11 protein-coding genes are annotated in these 13,636 nt (G+C 67.2%); 8 read left to right on the top strand and 3 right to left on the bottom strand.

The features are described 5' to 3' along the window. Positions 1-27: 27 nt before the first annotated feature. From yidC to rpmH, 3 genes are read right to left on the bottom strand one after another with little or no spacing between them, the layout of a single operon-like run. A complete protein-coding gene (yidC, locus tag ACW7G5_RS09795; protein ID WP_457004051.1) occupies positions 28-1,815 on the bottom strand; it encodes a membrane protein insertase YidC in 1,788 nt (595 codons plus the stop codon). Positions 1,816-1,828: 13 nt separating this feature from the next. Further along, entirely contained in the window at positions 1,829-2,296 is a 468-nt protein-coding gene (gene rnpA / locus ACW7G5_RS09790) for a ribonuclease P protein component (protein WP_457004050.1), read from the bottom strand. A gap of 49 nt (positions 2,297-2,345) precedes the next feature. Then, positions 2,346-2,486, bottom strand: coding sequence for a 50S ribosomal protein L34 (gene rpmH, locus ACW7G5_RS09785; RefSeq protein WP_343254571.1), 141 nt, complete (start codon positions 2,484-2,486; stop codon positions 2,346-2,348). 220 nt (positions 2,487-2,706) lie between these two features. Between rpmH and dnaA the strand changes: the two genes are divergently transcribed. From dnaA to ACW7G5_RS09745, 8 genes are all read left to right on the top strand, one after another. Beyond that, positions 2,707-4,041, top strand: coding sequence for a chromosomal replication initiator protein DnaA (gene dnaA / locus ACW7G5_RS09780; RefSeq protein WP_457004047.1), 1,335 nt, complete (start codon positions 2,707-2,709; stop codon positions 4,039-4,041). A 255-nt stretch (positions 4,042-4,296) separates the two neighbouring features. After that, positions 4,297-5,397 carry a DNA polymerase III subunit beta gene (gene dnaN, locus ACW7G5_RS09775; RefSeq protein ID WP_457004045.1) on the top strand — a complete coding sequence of 367 codons (1,101 nt, stop codon included), beginning with the start codon at positions 4,297-4,299 and terminating at the stop codon, positions 5,395-5,397. A gap of 70 nt (positions 5,398-5,467) precedes the next feature. Next, positions 5,468-6,541: a DNA replication/repair protein RecF gene (gene recF, locus ACW7G5_RS09770; protein ID WP_457004043.1), complete on the top strand. Its 1,074-nt coding sequence runs from the start codon at positions 5,468-5,470 to the stop codon at positions 6,539-6,541. Between the two features lie 729 nt (positions 6,542-7,270). Further along, positions 7,271-9,721, top strand: coding sequence for a DNA topoisomerase (ATP-hydrolyzing) subunit B (gene gyrB, locus ACW7G5_RS09765; RefSeq protein WP_457004041.1), 2,451 nt, complete (start codon positions 7,271-7,273; stop codon positions 9,719-9,721). Positions 9,722-9,789: 68 nt separating this feature from the next. Next, complete coding sequence (locus ACW7G5_RS09760) at positions 9,790-10,605, top strand: M48 family metallopeptidase (RefSeq protein WP_457004040.1); 816 nt, start codon at positions 9,790-9,792, stop codon at positions 10,603-10,605. 118 nt (positions 10,606-10,723) lie between these two features. Further along, positions 10,724-11,947 carry a tetratricopeptide repeat protein gene (locus tag ACW7G5_RS09755; RefSeq protein ID WP_457004038.1) on the top strand — a complete coding sequence of 408 codons (1,224 nt, stop codon included), beginning with the start codon at positions 10,724-10,726 and terminating at the stop codon, positions 11,945-11,947. Positions 11,948-12,097: 150 nt separating this feature from the next. Next, positions 12,098-12,763: an energy transducer TonB gene (locus tag ACW7G5_RS09750; protein ID WP_457004036.1), complete on the top strand. Its 666-nt coding sequence runs from the start codon at positions 12,098-12,100 to the stop codon at positions 12,761-12,763. Positions 12,764-12,860: 97 nt separating this feature from the next. After that, a complete protein-coding gene (locus tag ACW7G5_RS09745; protein ID WP_457004034.1) occupies positions 12,861-13,607 on the top strand; it encodes a MotA/TolQ/ExbB proton channel family protein in 747 nt (248 codons plus the stop codon). The last annotated feature ends 29 nt before the right edge of the window (positions 13,608-13,636 follow it).

Raw genomic sequence — 13,636 nt, 5'->3', positions numbered from 1 at the left:
CCGGGCGGTCGATGCCGCCCCGCGCCGTCAGTCGGCGGCGATCGCTTTCGGGGGCTTGTCGCCTGCGTCAGGCTTGCCGGGACCAGGCTTGTCGGAACCAGGCTTGTCCGCGTACTTGCGGATCAGCCACCACTGCTGCAGCAGGCCCAGCGAACCGTTGGTCACCCAGTACAGCACCAGGCCCGAGGGGAAGAAGACCATGAACACGCCGAAGGCCAGCGGCATCAGCTGCATCATCTTCTGCTGCATCGGGTCCATGCCGACCATTGGCGTGAGCTTCTGCGTCGACCACATCACGATGATGTTGAGCACCGGCAGGATGAAGTAAGGGTCGCGCGCGGTCAGGTCCTGGATCCAGCCGATCCACGGCGCGTGGCGCAGCTCCACCGACTCCAGCAGCACCCAGTACAGGGCCAGCCAGATCGGCATCTGCAGCAGCACCGGCAGGCAGCCGCCGACGGGATTGATCTTCTCCTTCTTGTAGAGCTCCATCATGGCGACCTGGAACTTCTGCTTGTCGTCGCCGTAACGCTCCTTGAGCTGGGCGATGCGCGGCTGGAACTTGCGCATCTTCGCCATCGACTGGTACTGCGCCTTCGACAGCGGGTACAGCACGGCCTTCACCACCAGCACCAGGCCGATGATCGACCAGCCCCAGTTCTGCACCAGGCTGTGGATCTTGTTGAGGATCCAGAACAGGCCCTCGCCGAGGAAGGCGAAGAAGGCGAAGCGGCTGTAGTCGACCGCCCGGTCCAGGCCCGGCACCTGCTGGGCCTTGATCGGGCCGACCAGCTTGGGGCCGACCCACAGGCGCGCGCTGGTGGTGGCCTGGTCGCCCGGCGCCACCGCCAGGCCGGGACCGACCTCGCGGATGAGGTACTGCGGCGCGCCGCCGGCACCGGTGGTGGCCTGCAGCGAGACCGTGACCTCGTCGTTCACGCCGGGGATCCAGGCGCTGAAGAAATGGTGCTGGAGCATGGCCAGCCAGCCGCCGGACTGGCGCGCGTTGACCGGGCCCTCGTCGGCGAAATCGCTGTAGCGCACGCGCTGGTAGCCCTCGCCCGGGCTGAACCAGGTGGCGCCGTAGAGGCTGAAGGACTCGGGATTGGTCCAGCCGGTCTTGAGCACCTGCGGCAGGCGGATCAGCTGGCGGTAGACATGGCCCTGCCAGAGCGCGTCGCCCTTGTTGTAGACCGTGTCACGCACTTCGATGGCGTAGCTTCCGCGGGTCAGGACATAGCTGCGGCGGATGCTGACGCCGTCCGGGCCGTGCCAGACGAAGGGCACTTCGAGGGTGTCGGCGTCCGCGGCGAGCACGTAGTCGGTGCCGGCCGACTCCGGCACGAAGCCGGCCTCGTGCGTGGGCGCGGCGCTGCCCTGGCTGACCCAGCCGCTCTGCGCGGCGTAGAAGGTCGCGGGGCGGTCGTCGAACAGGCGCACGGGCGGGCTGTCCTCGTCACGGGTCTGCGGGAATTGCAGAAGGTCGGCGCGGGCGACCACGCCGCCGTGCAGGGTGAGGTCGAGGACATCGGTGCGGACCTCGACCTGGCCGGCGCTGGCCGGCGCGGGGGTCGCGGAGATCCCGGGGACCGGCGCGGACTGCGGCGCCGCGGGCACCGCGCCCGGCACGTTCGAAACCGCACCGTCGGCGACGGCCGGGGCACCCGGGATCGTGGCGGCGGGATCGACCACCGCGGCGCTGCCGACTGCACCGTCCACGGCGACGGGCGCGCGCTGCTCCTTGCCCCACTCCATCCACAACAGGGTCGCCACCATCAGCAGGGCGAAGATCAGGAAGGTGCGGGTCTGGTTCATGGGGCAGGAAGGCTCATTCGCCGGCGGGACGCGGCGTGGGGTCGGGAAGGTCCGCGGCAATCGCGGGAATGGCGGAGGTCGCCGCGTGCGCGGGGATCGGCGGTACCGCCGCGGGCATTGTGCCGCCCGGCTCCGGCGCGGGCAACGCACCGGCACGGCGCAGCGCGTCGTGGAACGCCTCGCGAAGGACGGTGCGCGAAGCACCGGCCGCAGCGGGACGGGCCACGATCACGAAGGCGGCGTCGGGAAGGCGGGCGCGGAGTGCGCGGAATTCTTCGCGCAGCGCGCGTTTGATCCGGTTGCGTCCGACCGCGCGCCGGTCGACCTTGCGCGACACCGCCAGGCCAAGACGCGCCGGCTGGCCGTCGTGGAGCAGGTGCAGGGCAAGGATCGGGGTGCCGGTGCGGCGACCATCGCCGAACACACGGTCGAAGTCGGCGCGCACGCGCACGCGCGCTTGGCGGGGCAAGCGGCGATTCATGGCGTGGCGGAACGCGACGGGCGGCAGGCGTTCAGGCCGCCCGGCGACATCAGGCGGTGAGGCGCTTGCGGCCCTTGGCGCGGCGGCGGGCAAGGATCTTGCGGCCGTCGGCGGTCGCCATGCGGGCACGGAAGCCGTGGTCGCGCTTGCGCTTGAGGTTGCTGGGCTGGTAAGTGCGCTTGGTGGACATGGCGGTTGCTCGGGCGGGACGCAGCGGAAAGAACCGGAGATTCTATGGCGCGGGGATACCCCGGGTCAAATCGGGTCCGCGGCAGGGGTTCGCGACGCGTGCCCGTCGCGGCGCGCGGGCAGGTACGCGGTGGTAGGCTGGCTGCCCCCTTTCACCTTCCGCCGCTCGTGGCCCGGCCACGCCGCGCGGCAGGTCCCGCTGTCGGTAGTCGAACCAGAACATGGATGCTTGGCCCCGCTGTCTCGAACGCCTGGAAGCCGAACTCCCGGCCGAGGACGTGCATACCTGGTTGCGACCGTTGCAGGCTGCGCGCCGCGACGACTCCACCGTGCTGTACGCGCCCAACGCCTTCGTCCGGGACACCGTGCACGAGCGCTACATGCCGCGGATCCGCGAATTGCTGGGTTTCTTCGGCGACGCCGGCGCGGTATCGCTTGAAATCGGCTCCCTGCCGCGCGCCGCCGAACCGCAGCGCGCGCCGGCCACGGCCGCGGCCACCGCAGCGAGCGCGGCGGCGGGTGCCGCCGCCTTCCACGGCAACCTGGACAGCCATTACACCTTCGAGAACTTCGTCGAGGGCCGCAGCAACCAGCTGGGTCGCGCCGCGGCCTGGCAGGCTGCGCAGAAGCCCGGCGTGCGCGAACACAACCCGCTGCTGCTTTACGGCGGCACCGGGCTGGGCAAGACCCACCTGATGTTCGCCGCGGGCAACGAGATGCGCCGCAACAATCCCGGCGCGCGCGTGCTGTACATGCGCTCCAACGACTTCTACAGCGCGTTCTTCCGCTCGCTGCAGGAGCGTACGGCCGACCAGTTCAAGCGCCAGTTCCAGACGCTCGACGCGCTGCTGATCGACGACATCCAGTTCTTCGCCGGCAAGGACCGCACGCAGGAAGAGTTCTTCCACACCTTCAATGCACTGTTCGAGGGCCGGCAGCAGATCATCATGACCTGCGACCGTTTCCCGCGCGAAGTGGAGGGCCTGGAGCCGCGGCTGAAGTCACGCCTGGCCTGGGGCCTTCCGGTGGCGATCGACCCGCCTGATTTCGAAACCCGTGCGGCGATCGTGCTGGCCAAGGCGCGCGAGCGCGGCACCCACGTGCCCGAAGACGTGGCCTTCCTGCTGGCAAAGAAGATGCCCTCGAACGTGCGCGACCTCGAGGGTGCCCTGAACACGCTGTCGGCCCAGGCCAACTTCACCGGGCGTGCGATCACCATCGAGTTCGCGATGGAAACCCTGCGCGACCTGCTGCGCGCGCAGCAGGCGGCGATCAGCATCCCCAATATCCAGAAGACCGTGGCAGACTACTATGGTCTCCAGATCAAGGACATGCTGGGCAAGAAGCGGACGCGTTCGCTGGCCCGCCCCCGCCAGATGGCGATGGCGCTGGCCAAGGAACTCACCGAACACAGCCTGCCCGAGATCGGCGATGCGTTTTCCGGGCGGGACCACACCACGGTCCTGCACGCCTGTCGCCAGATCCGCACCCTTTCGCAGACCGATGGAAAGCTTCGCGAGGACTGGGACAAGCTCATCCGCAAGCTCAACGAATAACCGTCCGGCGGGCCGCCACAGCCCGGTGGACCGCAAGGGGACAAACTGTGGACAACTTCGGAGCCGGAAGAGGGGCCGATAATTGTCCACAGCTTGTCCAGCCCCGAAGGACGAGATTGTCAACCGGGTTGTAGCGCAATAAAGTTGTTTGAAATCAGTAGCTTGGATTGGTTGTCAACCGTTTTTACGGACACCACCTCCACCGCTTTTAAAGATTTATCCATTCAAGAGCCAAGGCAAGGGGACATCACCGGCATGCGTTTCAGTCTGCAGCGAGAAGCCTTCCTGAAGCCGTTGGCACAGGTCGTCAACGTGGTTGAACGCCGGCAGACCCTGCCGGTCCTGGCAAACCTGCTGGCGCTGGTCCAGGACGGCCAGCTGTCGCTGACCGGTACCGACCTGGAGGTCGAGATGATTGCGCGTTGCGCAGTCGACGACTCCCAGGACGGCGAGGTCACGATCCCGGCGCGCAAGCTGTTCGACATCGTCCGCGCCCTGCCCGACGGCAGCAAAGTCACCGTCAGCCAGACCGGTGACAAGATCACGGTGCAGGCGGGACGAAGCCGCTTCACCCTGGCCAGCCTGCCGGCGAACGACTTCCCGTCGATCGACGAGGTCGAGGCGACCGAGCGCGTCGAGGTTCCGGAAGCCGCGCTCAAGGAGCTGATCGAGCGGACCGCATTCGCCATGGCCCAGCAGGACGTGCGCTATTACCTCAACGGCCTGCTGTTCGACCTTGGCGACACCCACCTGCGCTGCGTAGCCACTGACGGCCATCGCCTTGCCCTGTGCGAGACGGCGCTCGACGGCAGTGCCCGGGCCAAGCGCCAGATCATCGTGCCGCGCAAGGGCGTGACCGAGCTGCAGCGCCTGCTGGAGGGCGGCGACCGGGTGCTCGAGCTTGAGATGGGCCGCAACCACATTCGCGTGAAGCGTGACGATGTCACGTTCACCAGCAAGCTGATCGATGGCCGTTTCCCGGATTACGAAGCGGTGATTCCGATCGGCGCCGATCGCGAGGTCAAGGTCGACCGCGAGGTGCTGCGTGCGGCCCTGCAGCGCGCGGCCATCCTCTCGAACGAGAAGTACCGCGGCGTTCGCATCGAGGTTTCGCCGGGCCAGCTCAAGATCAATGCCCACAACCCCGAACAGGAAGAAGCGCAGGAAGAAATCGAGGCAGACACCTCGGTTGACGGCCTGGCGGTGGGCTTCAACGTGAACTACCTGCTTGACGCGCTGAGCGCCCTGCGCGACGACACCGTGATCCTGGCGCTGCGCGATGCGAACTCCTCCGCCCTGGTGCGCGAAGCCGCCAATGCGCATTCACGCCACGTCGTAATGCCGCTGAGGCTGTGACCGGGAAGTTCCACGTGGAACACGAACGCCCGGCATCGCCCGGGCGTTCTGCTTTTCAGGGGCGTCCACTGTGCAGCTGAGTCGCCTCGACCTGCGCAACCTGCGCAATCTGGCCGATGTCAGCCTGCGCCCCGGCCCAAGCCTGAACCTGTTGCTTGGACCCAATGGCGCCGGCAAGACCAGCGTGCTCGAAGGGCTACACCTGCTTGCCTACGGACGCAGCTTTCGCGGCCGCGTCCGAGACGGACTGATCCGTACCGGACACGATGCGGTCGAGGTGTTCGCGGAATGGCGCGTCGAAGGGGAACAGGGCCCGCACCGTGCCGGGCTGCGCCATTCCGGCGGTGGCTGGGAAGCTCGCCTGGACGGTGATTCCGTCGACCATCTCGGTGAGCTCTGCGCTGCGTTTATGGTGGTGACCTTCGAACCCGGCAGCCACGCGCTGGTATCCGGAGGCGGCGAGCCGCGACGACGCTTCATCGACCGCGGCCTGTTCCACGTGGAACAGGGCTTCCTCCCGGTCTGGCGCCGCTACTCGCGCGCGCTGAAGCAGCGCAATGCACTGCTCAAGTCACGGGCCGGCGCTGCGCAGATTTCCGCTTGGGACCAGGAGCTGGCCGCTTCCGGCGAAGAGCTGACCCGGCGCCGGGTGCACTATCTCGACAGACTGCAGGAGCGGATGGCCCCAGTGGCTGCGGCCCTGGCGCCGAGCCTCGGCCTGATGTCACTCGAGTTCGAACCTGGTTGGAGGCGTTCCAGCCTGTCGCTGGCTGACGCGCTGGCCTTGGCGCGCGAAAGGGACCAGATGCTCGGACACACCAGCGTGGGTCCGCACAGGGCCGACTGGAAGCTTCGCCTTGCCGACAAGGACGAGGGAGAAGCCCTGTCCCGAGGCCAGGCGAAGCTGGCCGCCCTGTCCTGCCTGTTCGCGCAAGCCGCCGATTGCGCCGCCGAACGCGCGGACTGGCCGCTGATTGCGCTGGATGACCTCGCGTCCGAACTGGACGCGGAGCACCGTGCGCGGGTCATGGCCTTCCTGGACGGGACACCGGCCCAGGTGTTCGTGACCGAAACGGATCGGGTGGAAGCGAGTGGAGAGATGGTGGTGTTCCACGTGGAACAGGGGTGCGTTGTGGCGGCTTGAAAGTTGATGTGTTTCACGTGAAACACCATTTTTTGTCATAAGCGGGCCTGCCGTTGTGGTTGGACCAGGTTTTTCTCCCGATTTGCATAGGGCTTCCGGCTGATTGCTCCGGGAGGTGTGCGCCGCCCGCCGTGGACGCAGGGGGGGATGCCCAGCCGGATTATTCGCGTCCTGCTCCCAGATCCGGCCGCCGGCCATCCATGGCCGGCTCTGGGCATCCCCCTGCATCCACGGCGGGCCCGGACCTTTGTCGCGGTCGGGGGAAGAAGCGGCGACGCCGACGTTGAAACCCAGCGGCGTCACCGGATCAAGCACAGCCACGCCACAGCTACGCCCACGAGCGCGCCCGCTCCTGATCTCCGTCCCGAAGCCAAGAAACGCCACACCCCCTGTGCACGGGACGGGCAGCGCGGACCAGGACGAAGCAGCTCCCGGCGCAACAATGCTCCAACTGTCACGTCATCCCGGAGCCTCGAGAAGAGCCAGCCACTCCGCCGGGTCGTATGCCTCCCCAGTCGGGAGAAGAACCAAACAAAGGGATTCGGGACGGTGGTCGTTGGAAGGTCCCCTTGGTCGGGATCGCAGTTATGGCTGCTCCTGCACAGGAGCCCTTGCCATGCGCCGCAAACTGGTATAATGGCCGTCTCAGGCCCCTATAAGTAATGTGTCGTGCGCCGGCGTCGCCGCGCTGGCCGTTGCCGGGCGATTCCAACGGCCAGAAATATCCAGATGACTGACGATACCGGCAGCACCCCCGAGACCGCGAACACCGGCTACGACTCCAGCAAGATCACCGTTTTGCGCGGCCTCGAGGCCGTCCGCAAGCGCCCGGGCATGTACATCGGTGACGTGCATGACGGCACCGGCCTGCACCACATGGTGTTCGAGGTGGTCGACAACTCGGTCGACGAAGCGCTCGCCGGCCACGCCGACGACATCAACGTGGTCATCCACGAGGATGGCTCGGTTTCGGTGTCCGACAACGGACGCGGCATTCCGGTCGACATCCACAAGGAAGAGCATGTCTCCGCGGCCGAGGTCATCCTGACCGTGCTCCACGCCGGCGGCAAGTTCGACGACAACAGCTACAAGGTGTCCGGTGGCCTGCACGGCGTCGGCGTTTCAGTGGTCAACGCGCTGAGCGAGCACCTGTGGCTCGATATCTGGCGCGATGGCGAGCACCATCGCCAGGAATACGCCCTGGGCGAGCCCCTGTACCCGCTCAAGGTGCTGGAGCCGTCAGGCGGGCGCCGCGGCACCACGCTGCGCTTCAAGCCCGCCACCGCGATCTTCAGCGACGTCGAGTTCCACTATGAGGTCCTGGCGCGCCGCCTGCGGGAGCTGTCGTTCCTGAATTCGGGCGTCAGGATCACCCTCAGCGACGAGCGCGGCGAGCCGCGCCGCGACGTGTTCGAGTACGAGGGCGGCATCGCCTCCTTCGTCGAGCACCTGGCCCAGCTCAAGACCCCGCTGCACCCCAAGGTGATCTCGGTCATCGGTGAGGAGAACGGCATCACCGTCGAAGCGGCGCTGCAGTGGACGGACTCCTACCAGGAGACCATGTTCTGCTTCACCAACAACATCCCGCAGAAGGATGGCGGTACCCACCTGATCGGCTTCCGCGCGGCGCTCACGCGCACGTTGACCAATTACATCGAACAGAGCGGCATCGCCAGGCAGGCCAAGGTGCAGCTGTCCGGCGACGACATGCGCGAAGGCATGATCGCGGTGTTGTCGGTGAAGGTGCCCGACCCCAGCTTCTCCTCGCAGACCAAGGAAAAGCTGGTCAGCTCGGAAGTGCGCCCGGTGGTTGAACACACCTTCGGCGCCAAGCTCGACGCCTTCCTCCAGGAAAATCCGAACGAAGCCAAGGCCATCGCCGGCAAGATCGTCGACGCCGCCCGCGCCCGCGAGGCCGCGCGCAAGGCGCGCGACCTGACCCGGCGCAAGGGCGCGCTGGACATCGCCGGGCTCCCGGGCAAGCTCGCCGACTGCCAGGAGAAGGATCCGGCGCTCAGCGAACTGTTCATCGTCGAGGGTGACTCGGCCGGCGGCTCCGCCAAGCAGGGCCGCAACCGCAAGAACCAGGCGGTGCTGCCGCTCAGGGGCAAGATCCTCAACGTCGAGCGCGCGCGCTTCGACCGCATGCTGGCTTCGGACCAGGTCGGCACCCTGATCACCGCGCTCGGCACCGGCATCGGCAAGGACGAGTACAACCCGGACAAGCTGCGCTACCACCGCATCATCATCATGACCGACGCCGACGTCGACGGCGCCCATATCCGCACTCTGCTGCTGACCTTCTTCTACCGGCAGATGCCGGAGCTGATCGAGCGTGGGCACATCTATATCGGCCTGCCGCCGCTGTACAAGATCAAGCAGGGCAAGACCGAGATCTACCTGAAGGACGACGCGTCGCTCGATGCCTACCTCGCCGGCAACGCGGTCGAGAACGCCACCCTGGTGCCCGCCGAAGACGAGCCGGGGATCAGCGGCGCAGCGCTTGAGAAGCTGCTGCTGGTCTACGCCGCCGCGCGCGAAACCATCACCCGCAACGCCTACCGCTACGACCCCGTCGTGCTCGGCGCACTGATCGATTTCACGCCGCTGGATGCCGAAATCCTCGCCGGCAACGTCGACGAGCGCCACGAGCTGGACATGCTGGAGAACCGACTCAACGAATCGGGCCTCGGCAAGCCGCGCTACAGCCTCGAATTCCAGCCGGCCACCGACACCGCCGGTCCGGCGCTGGTGGTGAACCGCCGCCACATGGGCGTGGATGCGGTGCAGGTGCTTCCGTTCTCGGCCTTCGAGGGCGGCGAGCTGCGGGCGCTGCGTGACGCCGCGGCGCTGCTGCATGGCCTGGTTCGCGAGGGTGCGCGGATCATCCGCGGCAGCCGCGTGCAGACGGTCGCAAACTTCGCCCAGGCCCAGGCCTGGCTGCTCGAAGAGGCCAAGAGGGGGCGCCAGATCCAGCGCTTCAAGGGCCTGGGTGAGATGAACCCCGAGCAACTCTGGGACACCACGGTCAACCCCGAGACGCGGCGCCTGTTGCAGGTGACGATCGAGGACGCCGTCGGCGCGGACCAGATCTTCAGCACGTTGATGGGCGACGTGGTCGAGCCGCGTCGCGCCTTCATCGAAGACAATGCGCTGAGGGTGTCCAACCTCGACGTATGATCCTGCCGGTTGACGCCGTCTTCAGATGGCGACGCCTACAACCAACGCAGCCCAATCAGGATGTCGCCATGAAGACACTGCCACTTGCATTCGCCGTTGCCGCCACGGTGGCCATGGCCGCCTGCGCCACCACCACGTCGCCTACCGGGCGGACCCAGTACGTAGGTGCGGTGTCGCAGGAGCAGCTCAACCAGCTCGGCGCCCAGGCCTTCACCGAGCAGAAGGCGCAGATGAAGCAGACCGGCAATGCCACGCAGAAGCGATACGTGGACTGCGTGGTCCGGGCGGTGGTCGCCCAGTTGCCCGCCTCACAGCGCCAGATCGCCTGGGAGTCGGCGGTTTTCGTCGATGACAACCCCAACGCCTTCGCGCTGCCCGGTGGCAAGGTCGGCGTGTACACCGGCATCTTCAGCGTCGCGAAGAACCAGGACCAGCTGGCGGCGGTGATCGCGCACGAGGTCGGGCACGTGATCGCGAACCACCACGATGAACGCATTACCCGCCAGATGGGCGCCCAGGGCGCCTTGGGCGTGGTTGGCGCGCTGGTCGGCTCGCGCTACGGCGAGGGCGCCACCCAGACCACCAACCAGCTTGGCGGCGCCGCGCTGCAGACGGCGTTCCTGCTCCCCGGTTCGCGCGTGCAGGAAAGCGAGGCGGATGTCGTCGGCCAGCAGCTGATGGCCGAAGCGGGGTTTGATCCGCGCCAGGCGGTCAATCTGTGGCAGAACATGATCGCCGCCAGCGGCGGCAACCGGCCGGCGCAGTGGCTGTCGACGCATCCGGATCCGAGCGCCCGCATCGGTGAGCTGCAGTCGCGTGCCACCAGCCTGGTTCCGGCATGGGAGCAGGCCCGGGCCGCCGGTCGACGTCCAGCCTGCGGTTGAACCATTCCGCCATCGTCCAATGGTGCGCTCGCGTCGACGATACATCTTCTGGTAGTTTTGGCTCCCCCCAGCACGAGCGACACTGATCGTCGCGTGCTTCGCACATCCGAGGCCTGTCATGTCCGCAATTTCGACCCACCGCTCCCTGCTGGTTTCCGCGATCGTCGCAGTGCTCGCCCTGGGCGTTGCCACCGATGCCGTTGCGCAGACCCCCAGCGAGCGCGCCGCCGAGCGTCGCGCCGCCCGCCAGGCCGGCGCGGACGCCGGCAAGCAGGACTCGCAGAAAGGCGAGGCAGCCGCGGAAGAGTATCCGGCGGCCACCCGCAAGCAGCCTGGCCTGAGCGCAAGCTCGCGCATCGGGGCACAGCTCAACAAGGTTTCCGAGGCGCAGCAGGCCGGTGACCTAGCCGCCGCCGAAGCCGCCGCCGCCGAAATCCTTGGCGATGACAAGGCCAACGCCTATGAGCGCGCGATCACCCTGCGCCTGGTGGCCGACCTGCTGATCAACGAAGACAACGAGCGCGCCAAGAGCTACCTGCGTGAAGCCATCGAGCTTGAAGGCCTTGGCAACAATGAACACTTCAACAGCATGCTGATGCTTGCCCAGATCCAGATGCAGGACGACGACTACGCCGGCTCGCTGGCCACGCTCGACCGCATGATCGCCGAGACCCACACCGACAAGACCGATGTGCTGGTCCTGCGCGGCAACGCGCTGTACCGTCTGGAGCGCTACGACGACGCCATCGCCGCACTCGAGCCTCTGGTCAAGGGCAATCCCGAGGCTCGCGCCGACTGGAGCCAGCTGCTGATGGCGTCGTATTCGGAAAGTGGCCGGGGCAGTGACGCCATGGCCCTTGCCGAGCAGGTCGCGTCGCAGACTCCGGGCGACAAGCGCGCCCAGCTCAACCTTGCCAGCGTCTACCTGCAGGGCGACGACTATCCCAAGGCCATCGCCGTCTACGAGGGCCTGCGTTCGGCCGGGCAGCTCACCGAAGAGGCGGAATACCGCAACCTCTCGGCGCTGTACCTCAACAGCGAGGATGGCGAGCGCAATGCCATCAGCGTGATCAACGAGGGCCTGGAGAAGGGCGTCCTCAAGCCCGACCAGAAGACCTATGCACAACTCGCGCAGGCGTACTACTTCAGCGACCAGCCGGGCGAGGCGATCAAGGCCTACCAGAAGGCAGCGCCGCTAGACGACAGCGGCGCGACCTACCTCAACCTAGCCAAGGTGCTGGCCAGCGAAGGGCGCAGTGCCGAATCCAAGGATGCCGCGCAGAAGGCCATCGACAAGGGCCTGGACGACCCTGCCGAAGCACGCAAGCTGCTGGCGCGCTGACACAGTGGTCCGTGAAAAGAAGGTCGACGGTGCGGTAGAACCGCGCGGCATGATTGGTATAAGCTTGGAAATTCCCGCGCAGAAGCCGAGTGCGGATCCAGACATCATTTTTCGGGGCGCTCCCGGCCCGGCCAGAATCGAGTTTTCCGCATGACGCAGCACGCAACGACCCCCGACCGGAACAATGACCAGGACGAGGGCCTGAACTGGGCGCGTATCGCCGGTTTTACCATGGTGGTGGCATTCCATGCCGCCGCCGTCCTGCTCCTGCTGGCCCCGGTGAATCCGCCAGGCGCCCCGCCGGAAGAAGAAGCGGTCACCCGCGTGGTCCTGATCGAGCCGCCGCCGCCGCCGCCGCCGCCGCCGCCGCCGCCGCCCAAGCCGCCGGAGCCGCAGCCGATCCGCGAGCTGGTGCCGCCGCAGCCGACCCCGCTGCCGCCGCCGCCCCAGGAGCCGCCGGTGGTATTCGACGAACCCTCGCCGATGGATACCCCGGCGCCGCCGCCGGCACCGCCCGCGCCGCCTGCACCGGTGGCGAACATCGGCGCCAGCGTCGATCCGTCATCGCGCAGCATGAACCCGCCGAAATATCCGCCGGCCGCGCAGCGTGCAGGCATCACCGGCGAGGTGATCCTGATCGTTGAAGTCGATGCCAGCGGCAACGTCATCGACGTGTCGGTGGAAAAATCCAGCCGCAACCGCGATCTCGACCGTTCGGCCGTCACCGCCGCCCGCGGCTGGCGCTTCAATCCCGAGATGCGGGACGGCGTCCCGGTCGCAGGCCGCGTCCGCGTCCCGGTGGCCTTCGTCCTCTGACGGGGGTTGCGCCGCGGCGCACCACCGCATCACATGCAATACCCGCTGTACCCGCTACACCCTTTTCCAACACCACAACATCTAGAAGGTAAGCGTCATGCTGCAGGAAACCACTAACGTCCCCGCCGCCGGAGGCAGCAACGCTGCAGCGCTCCAGCAGATGGGTTTCGCGGACATGGTCCAACACATGGATGCGGTCGGCTGGGTGGTGCTCATCACCCTCCTGATCATGTCGGCCATGTCGATCTACTGGATCATCTTCAACTTCATCAAGCACATGCGCCTGCGCGGCAGCGCCGACCGCGTGATCACCACGTTCTGGGAAACCCAGAACGCGCAGGACGCGATCCGCGCCATGGAAGAGGAATCGCGCAGCGAGCCCTTCTCGAAGGTCGCGCTTGACGCCGCCCAGGCCGCCGCGCACCACCAGCGCCACGAAGGTTCGCGCCTGGTCGAGTCGCTCAACCGCTCCGAGTTCGTCGACCGCGCGCTGCGCCAGGGCGTGACCCGCGAGTCGCTGAAGCTCGAAGCCGGCCTGACCGTGCTCGCCACCGTTGGTTCGACCGCGCCGTTCGTCGGCCTGCTCGGTACCGTGTGGGGCATCTACCGTGCGCTGATCCGCATCGGTGCCAGCGGCCAGGCCGACATCGGCGCGGTTGCCGGTCCGGTTGGCGAGGCGCTGATCATGACCGCGCTCGGCCTCGGCGTCGCGATCCCGGCGGTGCTTGGCTACAACTTCTTCGTGCGCCTGAACCGCGGCCTGAACTACAAGCTCGACACGTTCGCCCACGACCTGCACGACTTCTTCGCCACCGGCTCGCGCGTCGGCGAGCAGAAGCGCTGATAGTCCAGGAACGGCCAGTAACGGAGAAC

The organism is Luteimonas sp. A501, from assembly GCF_054052085.1.
This window is presented reverse-complemented; position numbering and strand designations above follow the sequence as displayed.